This window comes from Kribbella koreensis, from assembly GCF_039525325.1.
GTDB lineage: Bacteria > Actinomycetota > Actinomycetes > Propionibacteriales > Kribbellaceae > Kribbella > Kribbella koreensis.
This window is the reverse complement of record NZ_BAAAHK010000003.1, coordinates 507546-529234: the sequence shown is the minus strand read 5'-3', so window position 1 is coordinate 529234 and position 21689 is coordinate 507546. Positions and strand designations below refer to the sequence as shown.

General features: G+C 68.0%; 22 protein-coding genes. 14 read left to right on the top strand and 8 right to left on the bottom strand.

Features of this window, described 5'->3' with window-relative positions:
- Positions 1–34: 34 nt before the first annotated feature.
- Both ABD116_RS06195 and ABD116_RS06190 read left to right on the top strand, forming a co-directional pair.
- The gene (locus tag ABD116_RS06195; protein WP_343965750.1) at positions 35–481 is read left to right on the top strand and encodes a DUF6069 family protein; all 447 of its coding nucleotides are present in this window, start codon (positions 35–37) and stop codon (positions 479–481) included.
- 10 nt (positions 482–491) lie between these two features.
- Positions 492–1058 carry a class I SAM-dependent methyltransferase gene (locus ABD116_RS06190; RefSeq protein ID WP_343965748.1) on the top strand — a complete coding sequence of 189 codons (567 nt, stop codon included), beginning with the start codon at positions 492–494 and terminating at the stop codon, positions 1056–1058.
- Here the strand turns inward: ABD116_RS06190 and ABD116_RS06185 are convergent.
- Complete coding sequence (locus ABD116_RS06185; RefSeq protein WP_343965745.1) at positions 1055–1744, bottom strand: FadR/GntR family transcriptional regulator; 690 nt, start codon at positions 1742–1744, stop codon at positions 1055–1057. The two genes, ABD116_RS06190 and ABD116_RS06185, sit on opposite strands and share 4 nt — an antisense overlap.
- A 113-nt stretch (positions 1745–1857) precedes the next feature.
- Between ABD116_RS06185 and ABD116_RS06180 the strand changes: the two genes are divergently transcribed.
- Positions 1858–3069: an alpha-hydroxy acid oxidase gene (locus tag ABD116_RS06180; RefSeq protein WP_343965743.1), complete on the top strand. Its 1212-nt coding sequence runs from the start codon at positions 1858–1860 to the stop codon at positions 3067–3069.
- Between the two features lie 21 nt (positions 3070–3090).
- Here ABD116_RS06180 and ABD116_RS06175 read toward each other — a convergent pair whose 3' ends face one another.
- From ABD116_RS06175 to ABD116_RS06165, 3 genes are all read right to left on the bottom strand, one after another.
- Positions 3091–4218: a histidine kinase gene (locus tag ABD116_RS06175; RefSeq protein WP_343965741.1), complete on the bottom strand. Its 1128-nt coding sequence runs from the start codon at positions 4216–4218 to the stop codon at positions 3091–3093.
- A gap of 78 nt (positions 4219–4296) precedes the next feature.
- The gene (locus tag ABD116_RS06170; protein ID WP_343965738.1) at positions 4297–4935 is read right to left on the bottom strand and encodes a pyridoxamine 5'-phosphate oxidase family protein; all 639 of its coding nucleotides are present in this window, start codon (positions 4933–4935) and stop codon (positions 4297–4299) included.
- The gene (locus ABD116_RS06165) at positions 4935–6209 is read right to left on the bottom strand and encodes an MFS transporter (RefSeq protein ID WP_343965736.1); all 1275 of its coding nucleotides are present in this window, start codon (positions 6207–6209) and stop codon (positions 4935–4937) included. The genes ABD116_RS06170 and ABD116_RS06165 overlap by 1 nt, the downstream gene beginning before the upstream one ends.
- Before the next feature lie 157 nt (positions 6210–6366).
- Between ABD116_RS06165 and ABD116_RS06160 the strand changes: the two genes are divergently transcribed.
- A complete protein-coding gene (locus tag ABD116_RS06160; RefSeq protein WP_343965734.1) occupies positions 6367–6912 on the top strand; it encodes a hypothetical protein in 546 nt (181 codons plus the stop codon).
- On the opposite strand, the gene ABD116_RS06155 is transcribed toward ABD116_RS06160, so the two are convergent.
- The 3 genes from ABD116_RS06155 to ABD116_RS06145 all read right to left on the bottom strand — a co-directional run bounded on the left by ABD116_RS06155 (position 6878) and on the right by ABD116_RS06145 (position 8656).
- Positions 6878–7522: an alpha-ketoglutarate-dependent dioxygenase AlkB gene (locus tag ABD116_RS06155; protein WP_343965732.1), complete on the bottom strand. Its 645-nt coding sequence runs from the start codon at positions 7520–7522 to the stop codon at positions 6878–6880. The two genes, ABD116_RS06160 and ABD116_RS06155, sit on opposite strands and share 35 nt — an antisense overlap.
- 90 nt (positions 7523–7612) lie before the next feature.
- Complete coding sequence (locus ABD116_RS06150) at positions 7613–8059, bottom strand: VOC family protein (RefSeq protein ID WP_343965730.1); 447 nt, start codon at positions 8057–8059, stop codon at positions 7613–7615.
- A 9-nt stretch (positions 8060–8068) separates the two neighbouring features.
- Positions 8069–8656, bottom strand: coding sequence for a TetR/AcrR family transcriptional regulator (locus ABD116_RS06145; protein ID WP_343965729.1), 588 nt, complete (start codon positions 8654–8656; stop codon positions 8069–8071).
- A gap of 147 nt (positions 8657–8803) precedes the next feature.
- On the opposite strand from ABD116_RS06145, the gene ABD116_RS06140 reads away from it, so the two are divergent.
- The 4 genes from ABD116_RS06140 to ABD116_RS06125 all read left to right on the top strand — a co-directional run bounded on the left by ABD116_RS06140 (position 8804) and on the right by ABD116_RS06125 (position 12509).
- A complete protein-coding gene (locus tag ABD116_RS06140; RefSeq protein WP_343965726.1) occupies positions 8804–10165 on the top strand; it encodes an amidohydrolase in 1362 nt (453 codons plus the stop codon).
- A gap of 87 nt (positions 10166–10252) precedes the next feature.
- Entirely contained in the window at positions 10253–10597 is a 345-nt protein-coding gene (locus ABD116_RS06135) for a YciI family protein (RefSeq protein ID WP_343965724.1), read from the top strand.
- A 108-nt stretch (positions 10598–10705) separates the two neighbouring features.
- A complete protein-coding gene (locus ABD116_RS06130) occupies positions 10706–11524 on the top strand; it encodes a dienelactone hydrolase family protein (RefSeq protein ID WP_343965722.1) in 819 nt (272 codons plus the stop codon).
- A gap of 241 nt (positions 11525–11765) precedes the next feature.
- A complete protein-coding gene (locus ABD116_RS06125) occupies positions 11766–12509 on the top strand; it encodes a hypothetical protein (RefSeq protein ID WP_343965720.1) in 744 nt (247 codons plus the stop codon).
- A gap of 1 nt (position 12510) precedes the next feature.
- On the opposite strand, the gene ABD116_RS06120 is transcribed toward ABD116_RS06125, so the two are convergent.
- On the bottom strand, positions 12511–14046 hold the full coding sequence (locus tag ABD116_RS06120) for a glycoside hydrolase family 99 protein (RefSeq protein ID WP_343965718.1): 1536 nt from the start codon (positions 14044–14046) through the stop codon (positions 12511–12513).
- A 268-nt stretch (positions 14047–14314) separates the two neighbouring features.
- Between ABD116_RS06120 and ABD116_RS06115 the strand changes: the two genes are divergently transcribed.
- Genes ABD116_RS06115 through xylA form a run of 6 tightly spaced genes read left to right on the top strand, consistent with a single transcriptional unit; the run spans position 14315 to position 21660 of the window.
- Positions 14315–15598, top strand: coding sequence for an ROK family protein (locus tag ABD116_RS06115; RefSeq protein ID WP_343965716.1), 1284 nt, complete (start codon positions 14315–14317; stop codon positions 15596–15598).
- Positions 15595–17124 carry a sugar ABC transporter ATP-binding protein gene (locus tag ABD116_RS06110; RefSeq protein WP_343965714.1) on the top strand — a complete coding sequence of 510 codons (1530 nt, stop codon included), beginning with the start codon at positions 15595–15597 and terminating at the stop codon, positions 17122–17124. Before ABD116_RS06115 ends, ABD116_RS06110 begins: the two co-directional genes overlap by 4 nt.
- On the top strand, positions 17124–18218 hold the full coding sequence (locus ABD116_RS06105; protein WP_343965712.1) for an ABC transporter permease: 1095 nt from the start codon (positions 17124–17126) through the stop codon (positions 18216–18218). Before ABD116_RS06110 ends, ABD116_RS06105 begins: the two co-directional genes overlap by 1 nt.
- A 56-nt stretch (positions 18219–18274) precedes the next feature.
- Positions 18275–19324 (top strand): substrate-binding domain-containing protein, encoded by a 1050-nt coding sequence (locus ABD116_RS06100; protein WP_343965710.1) that lies wholly within the window; start codon positions 18275–18277, stop codon positions 19322–19324.
- A 15-nt stretch (positions 19325–19339) separates the two neighbouring features.
- Positions 19340–20503: a Gfo/Idh/MocA family protein gene (locus ABD116_RS06095; protein ID WP_343965708.1), complete on the top strand. Its 1164-nt coding sequence runs from the start codon at positions 19340–19342 to the stop codon at positions 20501–20503.
- Positions 20500–21660 carry a xylose isomerase gene (xylA, locus tag ABD116_RS06090; protein ID WP_343965706.1) on the top strand — a complete coding sequence of 387 codons (1161 nt, stop codon included), beginning with the start codon at positions 20500–20502 and terminating at the stop codon, positions 21658–21660. Before ABD116_RS06095 ends, xylA begins: the two co-directional genes overlap by 4 nt.
- The last annotated feature ends 29 nt before the right edge of the window (positions 21661–21689 follow it).

Genomic DNA, 21689 nt, shown 5'->3' with positions numbered 1-21689 from the left:
GCCCCCACCCCACGCCCCGGCCAATCCTTACGCCATGACCACAACCCAAAGCGCCACAACAGCCAGCCCCACCCGCGTCCCCGGCCGTAGCCGGCTTGCGGTCGCCGGAACCACCACCGTCGTCGCCGTCGCCTGGTGGACCGTCCTCACCCAGGCCTTCAACCTCACCCTCGAGGCCAAACAAGGCAGCACCGTCCACATCGGCGCCCCCTCGGTCCTCATCGCCTCACTCGCGATGTCCCTGGCCGGCTGGGCCCTGCTCGCCATCCTCGAACACAACACCATCGCCGCCCGCAAAGCCTGGACGATCACCGCCACCATCGCCTGCGCCCTGTCCCTCACCAGCCCGCTCACAGCAGGCATCGGCACCGGCTCCAAACTCGGCCTAGCCTCCCTCCACCTCCTGGTCGGTAGCCTGATCATCCTCGGCCTCCGCCGCACCGCCCTCTCCACAAAGGCCCGCTGCAACCCCACCGCCTGAGGACCCCGACATGACCACCTGGCCCGGCTACCAGCCCCTCAAACGCACTTTGCTGGCCACTCTCACCGGTCAGGTCCTGGAGATCGGTGCAGGTAAAGGCGCCAACCTCCCACTCCTCCCACCCGCCATCGACTGGATCGGCCTCGAGCCCAACCCCCGAGCCCGTCGCACCCTCACCCAAGCCGTCGCGGCAGCACCCGGCACCGGCGCCCGCCGGGTGCTCGACGCACACGCCGAGTCAATCCCGTTGCCCTCAGCAAGCATCGACGTGGTGCTCTCGACGGCAGTGCTGTGCTCGGTCGACAACGTGAGCGCGGTACTTGCCGAAATCGGGCGCGTCCTACGCCCCGGCGGCCGCTTCGTCTTCCTCGAGCACGTCGCAGCCCCGCCGGGGAGCGCTCTGCGCCGGGTGCAACGGATGATCGCCCCGATCAGCCGCGTGGTCGACCGCGGCTGCGACCCCGGCCGCGACCTCGCTCCCGAGATCGAAGCCGCCTTCGCCGACGTCGACCTGACCCACTACACCGCCCCCGGCCTGCTCAAGATCCCCTTCATCGCCGGGACAGCACACCGCTAGCGAAGCTGAGCCGCCCGATAGAACCCCTCGATGTGCGCGGTGATGAGCGCCGCAGCCTCATCACCCGCGCCGGCCCGAATCGCCCCCACGATCGCCCGGTGCTCGGCCCGCAACCCCACCGCCGTCGCATCCCAGTCCGCCAGATTCGGTACGGCGGCCAGCACGTACCCGTGAATCGCAGTACGCAACGACGACATCACCGCCGCGATCAGCACGTTCCCCGCTAGCGCCGACAACGCCACATGAAACTCGGCATCAAGCAGATGGAACTCCTCCGGCGACAACCCCGGAGCATCCATCCGGTCCAGCAACTCCTCAGCCGCCACCAGATCCCCGGCGCCCGCATGATGCGCCGCCTCGCGAGCCGTCCACGACTCCAGCAGTACGCGCGTCTGCACGATGTCGCCCATCGGCAAGTGATTCGTCGCGAGGTGCAACCGCAGCAACGCGGTCAACGGCGATGCCGGCTCGGCGACGATGACGGCGCCGGACTCAGGTCCCGAGCCGGTCGCAGTCCGGACGACCCCCATCGCCTCCAGCACCCGCACGGCCTCCCGCACCGACGGCCGGCTGATCCCGAGCTGCTCCGCCAGGGAGCGCTCTCCAGGCAGCCGCTCACCCAACCGCAGCCGCCCGGCCGCGAGATCGGCCTCGACCCGGTTCAGGACCAGCTCGTAGTTCTTCACCGGCGTACGCACGGTACGGAGCAGTTCGTCACAGACGGGAGTGTAGCCCTGTGGTCGGACCACAGACTATGCTGTGGTCCGACCACACCGTCCAGCTGTCGAGGGAAGCACCGATGACCGAACGCCAGATACCCCGCTGGTCCGAGCTCAAGCCGCTGCTGCGCGCCAAGCCGGTCACCCTGAACGCGACCGACCGCCGGCTGGAGAAGGCGCTCACGATCGCCGACCTGCGCGCGATCGCCAAGCGCCGGACGCCGCGCTCGGTCTTCGACTACACCGACGGTGCCGCGGAGGCCGAGATCAGCCTGAGCCGGGCCCGGCGGCTGTTCCGCGAGATGGAGTTGCAGCCGTCCATCCTGCGCAACGTCTCCGAGATCGATCTCGGGACGACGATTCTCGGCCGCCGCTCGGAGCTGCCGTTCGCGTTCGCGCCGACCGGCTTCACCCGGATGATGAACCACGAGGGCGAGAGCGCGGTGGTCAAGGTCGCCCAGGACGTCGGCATCCCGTACGCGCTGTCGACGATGGGCACGACCTCGATCGAGGACGTCGCCACGGCCGGTCCGGACGCGCGCAAGTGGTTCCAGCTGTACGTGTGGAAGGACCGCGCGGCCGGCGAGGACCTGGTGAAGCGGTCGGCCGCCGCCGGGTACGAAGCGCTGATGCTGACCGTCGACGTACCGGTCGCCGGCGCCCGCCTTCGCGACGTCCGCAACGGTTTCACCATCCCGCCGTCGCTGACGGTCAAGACGGTTCTCGACGCGTCGATGCACCCGGCCTGGTGGGCCAACCTGCTCACCACCCGCCCGCTCACCTTCGCCTCGCTGTCGAGCTGGGGCGGTACGGTCGCCGATCTGCTGAACCAGCTCTTCGACCCGACGATGACCATCGACGACCTGAACTGGCTCCGCTCGATCTGGGAGGGCCCGCTCATCATCAAGGGCATCCAGACCGTCGAAGACGCCCGCCGCGTGGTCGACGCCGGCGCCGACGCGATCGTCCTGTCCAACCACGGTGGCCGCCAGCTGGACCGGGCTCCCACGCCGCTCCGGATCCTCCCCGAGGTCCGCAAGGCCATCGGCACGGACGCCGAGATCTACCTGGACACCGGCATCATGAGCGGCGCCGACATCGTCGCCTCCCTGGCGCTGGGTGCCGACGCTTGCCTGGTCGGCCGTGCCTACCTCTACGGCCTGATGGCCGGTGGCGAGCGAGGAGTGGCCAAGGCCGCCCAGATCCTCACCACCGAGGTCCGCCGCACCATGGCCCTGCTGGGCGTCGACAAGGTCGCAGACCTCAACCCCGGCCACGTCCGCCTGCCCTGAGAGCTTGTCGAAGGGTCGTCGTCAGATCGGGAGGTTGGCGACGATCCGTAGGCCGCCGGCCGGCGTGCGACTGGCGGTCAGGGTGCCGCCCAGGGCGGTGGCTCGTTCGCGCATGCCGACGATGCCGTTGCCCTCGCGTGGCGGCCCCGTCAATGCGGAGCCATCGTCATCCACCTGCAGCACGAGCGCCTCCTCGCCGTACTGGATGCGCACGGTCGCAGCAGTCGCCTTGGCATGCCGTACGACGTTGGTGAGCGACTCCTGGATGATCCGGAAGGCCGCGCGATCCAGGCTGGTCGGGAGCGGGCGCGGGTCTCCGTGCACGATCGCGTGCACCTCGAGCCCGGCCATCGACGTACGGCTGATCAGGTGGTCGAGCCGGTCCAGCCCGGCGACCGGTTGACGTGGTGCTGACTCGTCTGACTGCCGCAGTACGCCGACAATCGACCGCAGCTCGACCAGTGCCTCCTTGCTGGCGTCCTTGATCGCCGCGAGCGCCGGCCCAGCCTGCTCCGGCTGTCGGTCGACCAGGTGCAGCGCGGTGGACGCCTGCACGTTGATCAGCGAGATGTGATGCGCCACCACGTCATGCAGCTCCTGTGCGATCCGCAGCCGCTCCTCACCGGCCCGCCGCAGCTCCGCCTCACGCCTGGTCTTGTTGGCCGCCATCACCCGCTCGCGATGCCCACGGAACAACTCTGCCGTGAACCCCAGTACGACGAAGCAGGTGCCGACCAGGAGAACCTGGTAAATCCCTTGCCCGCTCAACCCGAGCACGAGTCGCCCGAGCACGTGCCCGGCATACAAGGTGACCAGCCCGATCCAGCCGGCCAGCCGATGCCCGGTCCTGATCACCGTGAAGACAGCGATCACAAAACTGAAGATGACCGGCCCGTACCCGTACTGCATCAGCATGTAGACGAGCGTCGACCCGACCGTTGCCCACAGCACCGGCACCGGATGACTGCGCAGCCAGTAGAGCGACACGGAGCCGATCATGACGAGCACCACCATGAGCCAGTCGCCGTGCCGCCGGCCGTCCTGGTTGTTGGACGCTCCGAAGGATCCGAACACCGCGATGATCGTGACGGCCGCAGGCAGCAGCACCCGCCTGAGGCGGCCGTCGGAGATCAGGTCGGTAGTGCTCACCCTAGGAACCGTAGAGGTCCGGCCGGTCCGGTGTCATCGTCGCCACGGAGTACTTCGCACTGCTCCGTCCGCAGTACCTCAGTACTTGACGTTGTAGATGCCTTCTTCGTAGCTCTTGCCGTAGTACCGCTTCAGCTCGTCCAGATCAGCGTCCTGACGATCCGTCGCCTTGGCGATCTCGGCGCGGCTCGGCACGGCCTCCGGGTTCCAGCTCTCGGTCTTCCACAGCTTCGAGCGCAGGAACGCCTTCGAGCAGTGGTGGAAGATCTCCTCGATCTCGACCAGCAACGCGAGCTGCGGGCGGTTGCCCTTCACGATCATCTCGTCGAAGAACGGCGCTTCCTTGACGATCCGGGCCCGGCCGTTGATCCGCAGCGTCTCGCCGCGCCCCGGCAGCAGGTAGATCAGCCCGACGTGCGGGTTGGTGACGATGTTGAGGAAGCCGTCGATCCGCCGGTTGCCGGCCCGCTCCGGGATCGCGATCGTGCTGTCGTCCAGCACCTTGGTGAAGCCGGCCGGGTCGCCCTTGGGGGAGACGTCGCAGCTCCCGTCGGCGGCGGAGGTGGCGATCAGGCAGAACGGCGACGCGGCCAGCCACTCCTTGTCGAGCTCGTGGAGCTCCTTGCGTACCTTGTTCGCGGTGGCCTGCAACGGCGCCGGGACCACCTCGCGCAGCTCTTCCTGCGAGGTGATCTCGACCAGTCCGGGGATGTCCATCAGGCGGCCTGCTCCTCCTCCAGAGACGGCTCGGTCACCTGGCCGGCGGACCGTGTCCGTGCTGCCCATCGTACGGCGGGACCAGTTGCCACACTGGTCCCCAGGAACAGGGCGCCGACGATCATCCAGCCCACCGGACCCCAACCCAGGACCAGCGTGGTGAGGAGCGCCGGGCCGAGCATCCGGGCCACTGCGGGGCCAGTTCCGAAGAAGCCCTGGTACTGCCCCTGCTTGTCGGCGGGGGCCAGGCCGAAGCTGATCTCCCAGGCGCCAGAGGCCAGCTTCATCTCGCCCAGCGTCAGTAGCGCGGCAGCGATAGCCAGTACTGCGGCTGCGCCGGCGGGGGCCATCCCGATGGCGGAGAGGGCGAAGACCCCGCAGGCGGCCAGCATCGCGACACCGGCGAAGCGGACCGAGCGGGTCGCGGTACGGAGGTTGGTGACCGAGCGGGCGATCCGTACCTGGAAGAGCGTGACGCCCAGCGTGTTGATGATCAGCAGTGAGGCTACGACCCAGCCGGGAGCGTTGGTGCGCTCGACGATCCACAGCGGGGCGACCAGGCTGAGCAGCGGCATGAACATCAGCATCACCGCGTTGAGCAGGGCCAGTACGGCGTACGGGCGGTCGTGCAGTACTGCGAGGCGGGGTTCGCCGGCGACGCGGAGCTTGACGGGCTGGACTGCCGGGACCCGGTGGATCAGCGCGGCGGCGATCAGGAAGCTGGCCGCGTCGATGGCGAAGACCGTCAGGTACGCCGGTGCGGTATCGAACCGTAGTGCTACGCCGCCGAAGGCCGCGCCCACTGCCAGACCGGCGTTGACCGTCGACTGCAGGAATGCGCGGATCCTCGTGCGCTCGGCCGGTTGGACCAGGCCGGCCAGTAGAGCCTGGCGAGCGGCGGTGAGTCCGGTCTGGCTGCTCGCGTAGGCGATGGCCGCGATCAGGAACAGCGGGAAGCTGCGGACGAAGAGGAACGAGCCGACCGAGACCGCGGTGGACAACGCCAGCAAGATGGCGATGCCGCGCGGACCCTTGCGGTCGGCGAGGTTGCCGAGCGGTACGCCGGTCAGGAATCCGACCAGCCAGGCGATCGTGAGGCCGAGCCCGACCTGCGCGGTGGACAGGCCGACGACGCGGGTGAAGAAGAGCGCGGAGGTGACGATGAACGCGCCGTCACCCACCGAGTTGGCCAGCTGCGCGAACGCGAGATTGCGGGCGGCGCCGGCCGGCGGCAGCAGCGAACCGGCCTTCTTCGTGATCCGGGTGGTGGTCATCTCGGTCTCCCTCAGCTCTTTGTCACCCCGAGCCTAAGATCCGACCGGCCCATCTGTGAGGTCCACTTCACCACAGATTCCATGGGCCAATTGAGCTGCTTGAAACTGGCCTGTGGACAACGGCGGATCGGCAAGGAAACGACGGCACCTTCTAGGTATGACCTTCAGCGACCTGCCCACCAACTGGCTCACCCGTCCGCTCACCGACCCGGTACTTGCCGCCAACGCCGTCGACCTCTTCGTCACCGCCGGAGAGCGCCGCCAAGGCGTCCTCGCCGCCCTGATCTGCGACGGCCGAGCCCGCTTCCGTACGTCGATCCTTCTCGACCTACCGCGAGACGCCCCACCCGCCTCACCCAAGTCCTGCATCAGGGCCCTGGCGCCACTCGTCCCGGTCCTCCAATGCCGCCCCGACGGCGCCCTGATCCTCGCCCTGGGCCGCCCCAAGCCCGACCCGCCCTCAGACCACGACTGGACCCAAGCCGCCCTCCAAACCTGCCAGGCAGCCTCAATCCGTCTACTGGCCTTCTACGTCGCCACCCCGACCGAACTCCACGCCGTCCCCTTGCCCACCCCACCCCCGCCGAGCCCGACGCGGCCCATCCGACCAAGGCCGCCCTGCCCACCACCGCTGTCGAGCAGACCGCTCGCCTCTGTCGGGCCTTCGGTCAGCGGACGCCTCGGGGGCGGAACTGGATGCTGATCCGCGGACCGATGTGCCCGGACGACTTGGGAATCGCATGTTCCCAGGTGCGCTGGCAACTGCCACCCATCACGATCAGATCCCCATGCCCCAACGGATAGCGAATCGTCGAACTCACCGGCCCGCTGTTACTCCCCGGCTTGGGCCGCAACGCAAGAACCCGAGGCTCACCCACCGAAAGGATCGCCACCATCGTGTCCTCACGACTCCCACGACCGATCTTGTCGCCATGCCAGGCGACGCTGTCGCGCCCATCGCGGTAGAAACACAAGCCGGCCGTCCGAAACGGCTCGCCGAGCTCCTCCGCGTAGTGCTCACTCAGGAGATCCCGCGCCTCATCGAGAATCGGCAACGGCAGATCCTCGTTCTCCCCGTAGAAGCAGAGCAAGCGAGGAACGTCGACGACCCGGTCGTACATCTGCCGCCGCTCGTCCCGCCAAGGCACGTCGGCAGCCAGCCGCTCGTACACCTGGTCCGCCCCGGTCAGCCACCGCGGCAGCACGTCGATCCACGCGCCCTGGCTCAGCTCCGTCCGCCGAATCCCGTCCAGCGATCCCAACGCGGGATCCTCGAACGCATCCAGCAAGGAGGCCTGAAGATCAGCACCCATGCCCCCACCATACCCGACATTCGAACAAATGTTCCCCTAGGCCAGCCTGCTGATGCCCAGCCACCGGCGGCCGGCCGGTCGTTGATGCGGTCAGCTGATGCAGAACTCGTTGCCTTCGGGATCTTGGAGGACCAGGTAGTACTCGGGGTCGGCCGGGTTGTCGTCGCGGACGCGGTGTTTGACGGTGGCGCCGAGGGCGACCAGCTCGGCGGCTTTGGCGTCGATCAGTTCGATCCGGCGTTCCTGGCTGAGAGAGTCGTCGCGGGCGGTGGGGTAGAGGTCGAGGTGGAGCCGGTTCTTGCCGGCCTTCGCCTCGGGCACCTGCTGGAACCACAACGCCGGCCCGACCCCCGCCGGATCGAAAAGCCGATCGGTGAAGGCGTCCCGGCCACCGAGCCGCCCGCGATAGTGCGCCCACCACGTCGGCTCACCGTCGGAGACGCCGGGCGGTGCCGAAACCCAGCCGAGGGCTTGCTGCCAGAAAGTGGCCAGTCGTTCGGGGTCGTTCGCGTCGATCGTCAGCTGCCAGAAGACCATCAGCAGAAGTTAGCCGGTGGCCGGGCCGGCGGCGCTGACCATGCGGACCAGGCTGGCTATCACCTCGTCGGCGGTGGTGTGCCATTTGTCCGGAGCCAGGTAACCGGTCAGCTCCATCCCGGCGATGCCGTGCGCGCCGGCCAGCAGGAGCGCGCCGTAGTGATTGGCGTTCTCGTCGCCGACGACGGTGGCCACGACGTCGCGAAACTCGTCCTGGGATCGCCCAGCCGCACGGATCGCGTCGGCCGGATCGCCGGCGGGCGTGCTGCACATCAATTGGTACAGGTGTGGTTGATGCCGGGCAACGCTGATCAGGGCGACGAGGGCAGCGCGCAATTTCTCCGTCGCCGACAGCCCCGGATCGACGCGGACGGCGTGGACCTGGTCACCGACCCGCTCCCAGCCTTCGATGGCGACGGCGTTCATCAGGCTGTTCTTGTCCGGGAAATGCCGGTACGGCGCACCCCGGGTAACGCCCGCTCGAGCGCCCACCTCCCGCAAGGTGACGGCATCAGGCCCACCAGCGTCGAGCAACTCGGCCGCCGCATCAAGCAGATCACGACGAGTACTGGCGGCGGACTCCGCCCGGGTAGGCATCCACCCAGTCTACAGCTGACACCGTCATCTCAACCAATGTGATCACTCGAACGACAGCAAACGGACCGGCGGTGGTGTGGGACGGGGTAGCGGGGTGGGGGATGGATCAGAATGCTGGTGACGGTTGGCCGGGGTTGTGGAGGGAACATGGCGCGGTTGGTGATCCGGAACTGTTCTGTGCTGGTGGTGCCGGCAGAAGGGGAGTGCCGGGTCGACGAGTATCAGGACATCGTCATCGAGGACGGCGTGATCGATGAGGTGATGCCGGCCGGGGCGTTGGCCCCGGCGGTGGATATCGAGGAGCTTGATGCGACCGGGCTGATCGCCGTACCGGGGTTGGTGAACTCGCATACGCACAGTCCGATGGTGATGATGCGGGGTGCGGCCGAGGATGTCTCGATCGACGACTGGTTCAATCGGAAGATCTGGCCGATGGAGATGAACCTGACGGCTGAGCGGGTGAAGGTCGGTGCGCGGCTGGCCTGTGCGGAGATGTTGCTGGCTGGGGTGACTACGTTTGTGGATCACTACTTTCATGCCGATCAGATCGCGGCCGCGGCGCTGGAGACCGGGATCCGGGCAGATCTTGCACCGACTTTCTTCTCCTCGACGGGCACGGACGGGCGCGAGGCGGCGTACGAGGCGGCTCGGCAGGTTCGTGCGCTTGGTGAGAGCGCCGCAAGAAACGGACTGCCGCGGATCACCGCCAGCCTTGGGCCGCACGCGACCTACACCGTCTCCGAAGAAGACCTGGTCCGTACTGCGGGAGTCGCGCAAGCCGAAGGTTTCCGCATCCACCTCCACGCCGCCGAGACAGCCGACCAGACCCAAGCGTCGATGGACCGCCTGGGCGCGACTCCCATCCAAGTACTCGACCGCACCAACGTCCTCGAGGCAGGCGCGCTCATCGCCCACGGCTGTGGCATCACCGATGCCGATCTCCCGATCCTGGCGAAGCACGCAGCCCGTACTACGGTCGCCGCCTGCCCCAAGATCTACCTGAAGCTCGCAATGGGCACGACCACTCCGGTCAGGCAACTCTGGTCGGCCGGCATCAGCGTCGGCGTCGGCACCGACGGAGCAGCCGTGCACAACACCCTCGATGTCTGGGAATCCCTGCGACTGTTGGCGTTGACGCAGAAGCAACGTGAGCAGGACGCCGAGTGGATGACGATCTCGGACACCCTCCGCCTCGCCACCAGGGGTGGGGCGGCAGCAGCCGGTATGCCCGACGAGCTCGGCGCGATCGAGCCCGGCCGCCGCGCCGACATCGCACTCGTCGACCTGTCCGGCCCACACTGCCGGCCGCTGCACGATCCGAGAGCCGCGCTGGTCTATTCGGTCCGTGCCTCCGACGTCGTCACGGTAGTTGTCGACGGCAACATTGTCGTCAAGGACCGCAAGCTCACCTCCGCGGACCTCGACGAGATCCTCACCGACGCCAGCGACCTCGCCCACACCTTGGTCGACCTCTCCCGCGGCGGCGCCGTCCAGCACTACGCCCCCTGACAGAGGACGTCGAGTACGGCGATCGGAGTCCGACGTACCGGGTGCGGCGCCCGACAGACGGAGCGCAGGAGATGAACGAGGAGAGCCATGAAGTACATGTTGTTGATCCGGCCCGACGATGACTACTCCGGTGGTGTGCCTGCGGAGATGATCGCGGCCACCGAGGCGTGGGTGCGGGAGATGACCGAGCGCGGCGTACGCCGGGAAGGCGCGGCCCTCCGTCCGCCCGCGGAGTCGACCGGCGTGCGTCGGCAGGCCGGCAAGGTGGTCACCACCGACGGCCCGTTCGCCGAGTCGAAGGAGCAGATGGGTGGCTACGACCTGATCGACTGCCGCGACCTCGACGAAGCCATCGAGATCGCCTCCCAACACCCCGTCGCCGCGGCCGGCATGGTCGAGATCCGAGCCCTCACCGACGACTTCGCCGACTGAGCAACGGCAGACGCAACGGCAGACGCAGCGGGAATTCTGCGCGTTGCCGGGGGAGCGCTCTGCGGGGTTCTACGCTGAGAGCCCCGACCTGCCGAGGAGACTCCACGGATGACCGGTTCTGCCCCGACCTCTACCCTGACCGGCTGGACGAAGGCGCCGTTCACCGGCGCCGGGCTCACCTACGACTGCTACGAGAAGGGCGAAGGCCCCGGGGTCGTGCTGATCCCGGAGATCCCCGGCATCACCCCGCACGTGCTCGGCCTGGCGGATCACCTCGTCGACGAAGGCTTCACCGTCGTGATCCCGTCGCCCTTCGGCACACCCGGCAAGCCGGAGTCGATCGGCTACGTGCTCGGGACGGTTGCCCGCCTGTGCGTGTCGGCGGAGTTCCGTGCGTTCGCGGTCGACGCCAAGCGCCCGATCACGGCGTACCTGCGAGCAGTCGCCGCCGATCTCGCAGCCCGTACGCCGGGACGCGGCGTCGGCGTCATCGGCATGTGCTTCACCGGTGGATTCGCACTCGCCACGGCAGTCGAGTCGAGCGTGCTGGCGTCGGTCATGAGCCAGCCGGCCGCGCCGTTCCCGGTCACCGCGAGCCGCCGGCGTGACCCCGGCATGTCGCAGGAAGAGCTGGCGCAGATCGTCGAGCGGACCAGAACGGACGGACTGTGCGCCCTCGGCCTGCGCTTCACCCGTGACCGCGCCGTACCGCCGGAGCGCTTCGCCACTCTCCGCGAGCAGCTCGGCGACGCCTTCGAGGTGATCGAACTCGACTCCGGACCAGGCAACCCCGGTGGCTTCGCGAAGGGCGCCCATGCCGTCCTCACCGCCGAGGTCCGTGAGACCCCCGGCAACCTCGCCCTCGCGGCCCGCACCCGAACGGTTCGGTTCCTTCACGACCAGATCGACGCGACCGGTCACGCGTAGTACCGGAAGTGTTAAGGGAGCGTATGGAATTCGCCCGCTGTGATTACGCCACCGAACCACCGGGAAGAGTGCAACCGAAGTTGAGGTTGGGGGTGGTTTCCGGTACCCGGAGGGGCCGAATCGTTGCTGTGCGCAAGGCGTGTTCAGCCCTGCGTGATGCTCGTCGATTTGCTCTGGCCGCACCCCCTTCCGGCATGGCACCATCGGCCACCGGGGGAGACACACATCAGGGGGCGAACGAATGGCGAAGGCCAAGCGTGCGAGTGACCGGAGCGCGAACGACATGGTGGTCGAAGGAGCAGGACGCACGGGCCAGAACGGCCGTGCCCCACTGCGCGTGCAGAACGGTCACACGCCCAACGGCAGCGCAACCGGCAACGCGACCGGCAGTGGGAGCGCACCCGATAACGGCACCGCCAACGGCCCGAACACGCCGCCGCCCGGCCGCCTGGTCCCGCCAGATCCGGTACCGGGCCAGCCCGCAAGTCCCGAGCCGGCCCGTCCGTCCGGCTTCGGCACGCCGGTCAAGGTCGACGAGATCGCCCTGGCCGCCATCGCCCTGTCCGAAGGCCTGATCGCGGCGACGCGCGGCCTCCCCGAATCAGTGGCGTCCCGCCAGCTCCGCCGCGATCTCGACCAGGCAGCCGACACCTTCCGTACGGTCGCCAGCGAACTCGAAACGACCGCAGGCAATCTGATCCGGCTCGCCGCGACCGAAGGCCAGACCTGCGAGGTCACCTGGGGCATGTGCGAGGACCACGGCCTGACCCTGATGGCCGTCGGCGAAGTGGTGACCTGCCACGTGCTCGGCTGCTACCGCGAGCAGCAGGCAGTCGTCGAGACCTGCACCCAGCCGGTCGCGTACCGGGTGGTCGACGTGGCCGGCCCTGCCCTTCTCACCTGCGCCGGCCACGCCATCGCTTGCCGTCTGCACCTCGACGGCGCGGTCATCACCCTCGCCACCGACAGCCTGGAACTCCTTTAGATCAAGAGATCCGGCAGGACGTCAACTGATCGTTCGCATTGGGGGACAGGGCAACGAAGTTCGCCGTGTCGGCCGTCCGGGTCCAGGTCTGTCCGGTGAAGTTGTCCTCGGCGTAGATCGTCACCGTCCAGCCGGCCGGCACCTTCACCGACGAGGCCCAGTTGTCCTGTACGCCGGCCGCCGCCAGCTGCGCCCGGGTGTAGTTGCCCTTGGCAAGCGCCTGTCCGGCCGTACCGCCGTAGTCGATGTGCTGGTAGAAGATCACGCCACCGCTGCCCTGGTTGGGCATCGGCTGGGTCGGCCGCGTCGCGGTCAGCGGGATCTGCCCCTTGAACATCCGCCCGCCGTCGTTGGTGAGCCGCAGGTAGTAGTCCGACGAGCACGCCGTGCCGTCCTCGTCGAGGGCGCGAATCCCTGACCCGTTGGGGATCCAGGCCTGCGTCTCGGCCGTCTTGGCGATCTGGTTGCCCTCGTTGTACTCGTCGAACATCGAGATGTACATGCCCTGCACGCCGACCCGGGTGAGGTTGTAGAACTGCCGCCACATCAGCTCGCCATGGGCGCGGTGCCCGGACTGCAGATCGCCCGGAATGACACAGGGCTGGTAGTCGATGCCGTGCGCGTTGCAGTCGGCCTGGTCCTGCTGGTTCACGTTGTTGTAGTAGTGATCCGCGCCGGCGACGTCCTGGATCCGGCCGACCATCCACGGCGAGATCATGTTGAACGCGTGGTACACCTCGAGATAGCCCGGCCGCGAGTCCTCGTTACCGGGCAGCCAGTGCGTCGGCACCCCGCCGATCACGTAGCAGCCCTGGCCCTTGAACCAGTTGATGACATCGAGACAAGCCGAAGCAGGGAAGGCCTTGTTGGCCTCGTTGAAGCCGAAGCCCCAGATGCAGACGACCGGCTTGCCGTTCTGCTTGGCGTACGCCGGTGACGACGTGTACGCCTTCATCTTGTTGGTCCAGTCGGTCTTCATCTCCGACTGCATGTTCGTCCAGTCGGTCGCGTCGTACATGATGTAGAACTTGCGCCCGTACTGCTCGGCTGCCTGCCGCACCTTGGCCGCCATCGCGTCCCGGGTCGGGCCTTCGCCGCCAGTGGGGTTGAAGCGTTGCAGGGCAGCCGTGTCGCAGCCGTTCTGCTGCATCCACTGGAAGTGCGTGTTGACGGTCTGCTGGTCGTACGACGAGAACAGCTTGGCCGGCTGGCCGTTGCCGAGATTCGCGTACGCCGTCTGGTACGTCGCCGTGTACTCACGGACGTCCGGCCAGCTGACGATCGTGGTGTTGGTCGGCGACGGCGGCTGACCGGCGTTGCGGCTGTAGTGCCACCAGCTGTTGATCGGGGCACCGTCGCCGATACAGGCGAACCAGCCCTGGTAGCCGACGGTGATCTTGCCGACCACGTCACCAGGTCCACTGGCGACCGGGGTCGCGGTGGTCGCGGAAGAGGGCAGAGCGGTGCCGATGGTGGTTCCGGCGGCTGCGGCGGTGGCTGCGGAAGCAGCCAGGAAAGTACGGCGTGTCAAAGGCATTGCAGGCTCCTGAAAGGGGGCGGACAGGACTGCGGAGAGTGGCGCGAGCGTACAAACGAGCGCTTCAGTGCGCAAGACCGCATGCAAAATTTGAAGAACTACTTGCAATTTTCAGACTGACACAGAACTGACGTCCTGAAGAAACTTCGCCGCAACATCTTGACGCCCACCGCGCCTGTACTTAGTTTGTTGGCTCAACAGACAAAGTCTGTGAGCGGCGTCACAACAGCCGCGAAATTCTCCTGTCGGGGGAGAAGGGGTGGGACTCATGACGCTGTCCGAAAGCAGCCGGCCTGGCAGCGGTGTGGTCGCCGCCGATCACGTCTCGCTCCGGCGCAACAACCTGTCGGTCGTACTCCGGCACGTCCGTGCGGCGGGTTCTCGCTCCCGCGCCCGGATCGCCGCCGACACCGGACTGAACAAGGCCACCGTCAGCAGCCTGGTTGCCGAACTCGTCGATCGTGGCCTGCTCCGCGAGGGCCAGGCCGAGGCCGGCGCGCTCGGTCGCCCGGGTCAGCTCGTCGAGCTCGACGGCAGCGGCGTCTGTGGCGTCGGCGCCGAGATCAACGTCGACTACCTCGCCGTCACCGCCCTCGACCTGAGCGGCGAGACCGTCACCGAACGACGCGTCCCGCTCGACGTCGCGCACCTCGACCCGGCCGCGACGCTGGACCAGCTCGCCGAGCTGATCCGCGACTCCGTGACAGCCGTCGTCGGCCGTGGCGGTCAGATCGCCGGCGTCACGCTGGCGGTGCCCGGCCTGGTCCAGAGTGCGACCGGACTGCTCAAGCTCGCCCCGAACCTCGGCTGGGCAGAGGTCCCCGTCGTCGACGAGATGCGCGAGCGCCTCGGCAGCCCGGCGTACCCGGTGCGGGTGGACAACGAGGCGAACCTTGCCGCGCTCGCGGCGTACTCGGAGATCAAGGCGGCGACCGAACCGGACGCCGACCAGGTGCAGGACATCGTGTTGCTGACCGGTGCGGTCGGTGTTGGTGGCGGCATGGTCACCGGTGGGCATCTGCTGCGCGGCGGTCACGGGTTCAGCGGCGAGGTCGGGCACATGCCCGTCGCGCCGGCCGGTGGCACCTGCGGCTGTGGCCGGACCGGCTGCTGGGAGACCGTCGTCGGCCTGACCGCTTTGCTGAACAAGGCAACTGATTCGGACGACCCGGTCCGCGACCCGTCGCTGGACGTCGAGCAGCGGCTGGCCGAGATCACCCAGCGCGCCGAGGGTGGCAGCGCCAGGACGCTCAAGGCGCTGGCCGATGTTGGCACCTGGCTGGGCGTCGGCGGGGCGATTCTCGTCAACATCCTGAACCCGGACGTACTAGTGCTCGGCGGGTACTTCGCCGTCCTCGGGCCGTGGCTGAAAGAGCCGCTGGAGAGTGCGATCCGCGACCGCGTGATCGCACCGGAAGGCGGCGGCTGCCGCGTCGTCCAGTCCCAGCTCGGTTTCACCGCCGCCGTCCGCGGCGGCGCGCAGATCTCGCTCGACCAGGTCTTCCTCGACCCGACGCTCGTCGGGCGCGACACCGCAGGAGTAGCCCAATGACCGAGTACGACGTACCCGCAGCCGGCGAAGACCTGCTTCGGATGACCGGCATCGTCAAGGAGTTCCCCGGAGTCCGGGCCCTCGACGGCGTCGACCTCGACATCCGCCGGGGCGAGGTGCACTGCCTGCTCGGCCAGAACGGCGCCGGCAAGTCGACCCTGATCCGCGTCCTCACCGGCGCGCACAAACCGGACGCCGGCACGATCCACGTGAACGGCGAGCTCGTCTCGCTGCACACCCCGGCCGACTCGATGGCACTCGGCATCGCCGCCATCTACCAAGAACTCGACCTCGTCCCCGACCTCACCGTCGCCGAGAACGTCTTCCTCGGCCACGAACCCGCCCGCTTCGGCCTGACCCGCCGGCACGAGGCGAACACCAAGGCACGCGAGCTGCTCAAAGGCCTCGGCCACGGCGAGATCCCGCCCGGCCGGACCGTCGGCCTGCTGTCCGCGGCCGGCCAGCAGGTGGTGAGCATGGCGCGGGCACTCTCGCGCAAGGCCCGGCTGATCGTGATGGACGAGCCGTCCGCGGTGCTCGACTCCGAGGAGGTCGACAACCTCTTCCGGGTGATCCGCGACCTGACCTCGCAGGGCGTCGCGATCGTCTACATCTCGCACCGGCTCGAGGAGATCCGCGAGATCGGCGACCGGGTCACCGTGCTCAAGGACGGCGCCACCGTCGCGACCGGCCTCGACGCCCGGGAGACCCCGACCGCCGAGCTGATCCGGCTGATGACCGGCCGTTCGATCGAGTACGTCTTCCCGCCGCGCACCGAGGTCGTGAGCACCGCGCCGGTCGTGCTCGAGGTGGAGAACCTGTCCCGCCCCCGCGAGTTCGCCGGCATCGGCTTCTCGGTCCGGGCCGGCGAGATCCTCGGTCTGGCGGGCCTGGTCGGGTCGGGGCGTTCCGAAGTACTGGAGACCGTGTACGGCGCTCGCAAGGCGGCGACCGGTGTCGTCCGGGTGGACGGCAAGGTGCTCGGTGCGGGCAAGGTGCAGCAGGCCGTCAAGGCCGGCGTCGGACTCGCCCCCGAGGAGCGCAAGAGCCAGGCGCTGCTGCTCGATGAGGCCGTCTACAAGAACATCACCGTGTCGAGTCTGGGGCGCTTCGCCAGCGCCGGATTCCTCAGTGGTCACGCCGAGAAGCAGGCCGCCGAAGAGTTGACCAAGGCGCTGGACGTCCGGCCGGCGGCAGTGGACATTCCCGTCCGCAACCTGTCGGGCGGCAACCAGCAGAAGGTCGTCCTGGCTCGCTGGTTGATGAGGGACTGCCGGGTACTGCTGCTGGACGAGCCGACCCGGGGTGTGGACGTCGGGGCGCGCTCCGAGATCTACGCGCTCGTCCGCAAGCTGGCGGCCAACGGGGTGGCGATCGTGCTGGTCTCCAGCGAGGTCGAGGAAGTGCTCGGTCTGGCCGACCGGGTGATCGTGATGCGGGAGGGGCGGGCCGTGCACACGGGCCCCGCGCAGGACATCGACGAACACCGGGTCCTCGACCTGGTGATGGAAGGAAGTGCCGTGTGATGAGTGAGGAAGTCGCACGACCGGAGGCAACCAAGCAAGACGCGCCGGCCCAGGGCCAGGCGATGGTCGAGGTCGACCCGACAGCGGTACGGAGCGGACGCGGCGGTGGTACGGCGACGAGCAGCGTCGTCGGCAATCTGCTGAAGAGCGGGGCCGGCCGCAACATCGGGCTGGTGATCGCGCTGGTGCTGCTCTGCATCGTCGGTGTCGCGACCGCGGGGGACCGGTTCGCGAGTACCGCCAACCTGCTGACGATCCTGCGGCTGGCAGCGGTGATCGGCGTGGTCAGCATCGGAATGACGTTCGTCATCACCGGCGGCGGCATCGACTTGTCGGTCGGCGCGATGGTGGCGCTGGCGAGTGTCTGGGCGACCACCCTGGCGACCCAGCAGATGGCCGCCGACTACGGCTGGATCTTCATGGTCAGCACCGCCCTCCTGGTCGGCGCGGCGTGTGGCCTGGTCAACGGAGTACTGGTTGCCTACGGCAAGATAGTCCCGTTCATAGCGACCCTGGCGATGCTCGCCGGAGCCCGCGGACTGGCGGAGATCCTGTCCGACCGCAAGACCCAGATCATCAGCGTGAACTCGTTCGTCGACTTCTTCGGCGGCAACCTGATCGGCATCCCGGTGCTGGTCTGGATGTTCCTGCTCGTCGCCGCGGCCGGCTGGGTGCTGCTCAACCGGACCACCTTCGGCCGCCGGACCTTCGCGGTCGGTGGCAACGCCGAGGCCGCCCGCCTCGCCGGTATCAAGGTGCAGCGGCACACGGTCGCGCTCTACGTGCTGGCCGGTCTGTGCTGTGGCATCGCGGCCGTGATGCTGATGGCCCGGACCACGACCGGTAGCTCCACCCACGGTCAGCTCTACGAACTCGACGCCATCGCGGCGGTGGTGATCGGCGGCACGCTGCTGTCCGGTGGCCGCGGCACGATCGTCGGCACCGTGTTCGGCGTACTGATCTTCACCACCCTGAACAACGTCTTCACCCTGAACAACCTGAGTATCTCCGCCCAGTCGGTGGCGAAGGGCCTGATCATCGTGATCGCGGTCCTCCTCCAGCAACGCCTGGCCGCCCGCGCCACCGCGCCTTAGCTCCACAAAGCACCACAGAACCCCTGTAAGAGCAGCACCATCTTCTGGAGGACAAGATGTCTGTACGGACCGCCCGATTAGCAGTCACCGCCGGCCTGGTCGGGCTCAGCTCGATGGCACTGATCGCGTGTACGAGCAACACGCCCGAGGCCGAGAAGACCACCACGACCGGGACCCAGCAGGTCGCGGCCAAGGGCAACGACGAGCCCGGTAAGAAGGTCAAGATCGGCTTCTCCGCCCCGGCCGCCGACCACGGCTGGATGGGTGCGATCACCAAGGCCACCCAGGCCGAGGCGAAGAAGTACCCCGATGTCGACCTGCAGGTCGCCGAGGGCACCAACGACGTGAACCTGCAGATCAGCCAGGTGGAGACCTTCATCAACCAGAAGGTCGACGCGATCGTGCTGCTGCCGTTCGACGGCGCCGCGCTGACCGCGGTGGCCACGAAGGCGATGCAGGCCGGGATCACCGTGATCAACGTGGACCGCGAGTTCGACAGCTCGTTCGCCGCCCGGACCACGGTGCTCGGTGACAACCACGGCATGGGTGTGTCGGCCGGCACCTACATCTGCGAGCAGCTCAAGGGCAAGAAGGACGCCGTGGTCGCGGAGATCGCCGGCATCGACTCGCTGCCGCTGACCCAGGAACGCAGCAAGGGCTTCAAGGAAGCACTCGCCGACTGCGGGCTGAAGGTCAACAACCGGGTCGCGGCCGAGTTCACCGTCGAGTCCGGCGAGAAGGCGGCCACCAACCTGCTGCAGGCGGCCCCGAAGATCGACGCGATCTGGAACCACGACGACGACCAGGGTGTCGGCGTGATGGCCGCGATCAAGAACTCCGGCCGCAAGGAGTTCTTCGTCGTCGGCGGCGCCGGCTCGGCGAACGTGATGCGGGACATCAAGTCCGGCAACTCGTTGCTGAAGGCCACCGTTATCTACCCGTCCACCCAGGGCGCGGACGGCATCCGGCTGGCCCGCCTGCTGGTCCAGAAGAAGGCCCTCGGCGACCTGGTGGAGGTCGAGGTGCCGCGCGTCGTCCAGCTGTACGCCCCGGTCGTCACCAAGGACAACGTCGACCAGTACCTGCCGACCGCCTTCGAAAGCTGATTAGGAGCACCAAGAATGACGAACCTGGGCATCGGCCTGGTCGGGTACGCCTTCATGGGCGCCGCCCACTCACAGGCCTGGCGCAGCGCACCACGCTTCTTCGACCTGCCACTGCAGCCGGAGATGACGGTTCTGTGCGGCCGCAACGCGGAAGCACTGAACAAGGCCGCGACCAAGCTCGGCTGGAACCAGACCGAGACGGACTGGCGCAAGCTGCTGACCCGAGACGACGTGCAGCTGATCGACGTCTGTACTCCGGGCGACAGCCACGCCGAGATCGCGATCGCCGCGCTGCAGGCGGGCAAGCACGTGCTCTGTGAGAAGCCGCTGGCCAACACCGTCGCGGAGGCCGAGCAGATGGCTGCCGCGGCCGCCGAGGCAGCGGCCAACGGGATCAGGTCGATGGTCGGGTTCACCTATCGCCGGGTTCCGGCCATCGGGCTGGCCCGCAAACTCGTTGCTGAGGGCAAGCTCGGTACGATCCGGCACGTGCGGGCGCAGTACCTGCAGGACTGGATCGCCGACCCCGAGGCGCCGTTGTCCTGGCGGCTCGACAAGGAGAAAGCCGGCTCAGGTGCGCTCGGCGACATCGGGGCGCACATCGTCGACCTGACGCAGTACATCACCGGCGACCTGATCACCGAGGTGAGCGGGCAGCTGGAGACCTTCGTCAAGGAGCGCCCGGTCGCGGCCGAGCACAGCGGACTGGCCGGAACCGCAGGCGTCGAGCGCGGCCCGGTCACCGTCGACGACGCCGCGATCTTCCTGGCCCGCTTCACCGAAGGCGCCCTCGGCGTCTTCGAGGCGACCAGGTTCGCGACCGGCCGGAAGAACGCGATCCGGATCGAGATCAATGGCAGCAACGGCAGTCTGGCCTTCGACTTCGAGGACCTCAACGAGCTGCACTTCTACGATGCGACCGAGCCGGCCGAGACCGCCGGCTTCCGCCGCATCCTGGTCACCGAGCCGGTGCACCCGTACGTCGCGGCCTGGTGGCCGCCGGGTCACCTGCTCGGTTACGAACACGGTTTCACCCACCAAGTGGTCGATCTGATCACCGCGATCGCCGAGGGCACCGACCCCGCGCCCTCGTTCGCGGACGGCCTGCAGGTCCAGCGTGTGCTGGCCGCGGTCGAGGACAGCTCGGCCTCCCGACAATGGCAGGAGATCCCCTCATGACCTCATATACCCCCTCCAAGGACGACAAGTTCTCGTTCGGCCTGTGGACCGTCGGCTGGGAGGGCGTGGACGTCTTCGGTACCGCCGTCCGCGCCCCGCTCGACCCGGTGCTCGCGGTCGAGAAGCTCGCCGAGCTGGGCGCCTCCGCGGTGTCCTTCCACGACGACGACCTGGTCCCCGACGACAGCACCCGCCAGCAGGTGCTCGAGCGGTTCACCAAGGCATTGGCCGACCACGACATGGTCGTCGAGATGGCCACCACCAACCTGTTCAGCCACCCGGTCTTCAAGGACGGCGGCCTCACCGCCAACGACCGCGACGTACGCCGGTACGCGCTGGCCAAGATCCTGCGCAACGTCGACCTCGCGGCCGAGCTCGGCGCGAAGACCTACGTGTTGTGGGGTGGCCGGGAAGGCGCCGAGTCCGGCGGCTCCAAGGACGTCCACGCCGCGCTGGACCGGTACAAGGAATCGATGGACCTGCTCACCAGCTATGTGCAGGAGCAGGGCTACGACATCCGGTTCGCCCTCGAGCCGAAGCCGAACGAGCCGCGCGGTGACATCTTGCTGCCGACGATCGGCCACGCGCTCGCCTTCATCAACGACCTGGAGCACCCTGACCTGGTCGGCATCAACCCCGAGGTCGGCCATGAGCAGATGGCCGGGCTCAACTACGCGCACGGCATCGCCCAGGCGCTGTGGCACGGCAAGCTCTACCACATCGACCTCAACGGCCAGCACGGTCCGCGCTTCGACCAGGACCTGCGTTTCGGCGCCGGCAACCTGCGCGAGGCCTTCTGGACGGTCGATGTCCTGCAGGGCACGGCCGGCGGACCTGGGTACGACGGTTATGTCCACTTCGACTACAAGCCGCCGCGTACCGAGGACCTCGAAGGCGTCTGGGAGACCGCACGCGGCTGCATGCGCAACTACCTGATCCTGCGGGAGAAGGTGCAGGCCTTCCGCGCCGACCCCGAGGTCGCCGCGGTGCTGGCCGAGGCGCGGATCACCGAGATCACCCAGCCGACCCTCGGTGAGGGCGAGTCGCTGGCCGAGTTGCGGAAGGCAACCTTCGATCCGGACGCGCTGGCTCAGCGTGGGCTCGGTTTCGAGAAGCTCGACCAGCTCGCGATGGATCATCTGCTCGGCGTTCGCTGAGAAGCGCAGGGCTGAGCACGGGGAAAGCA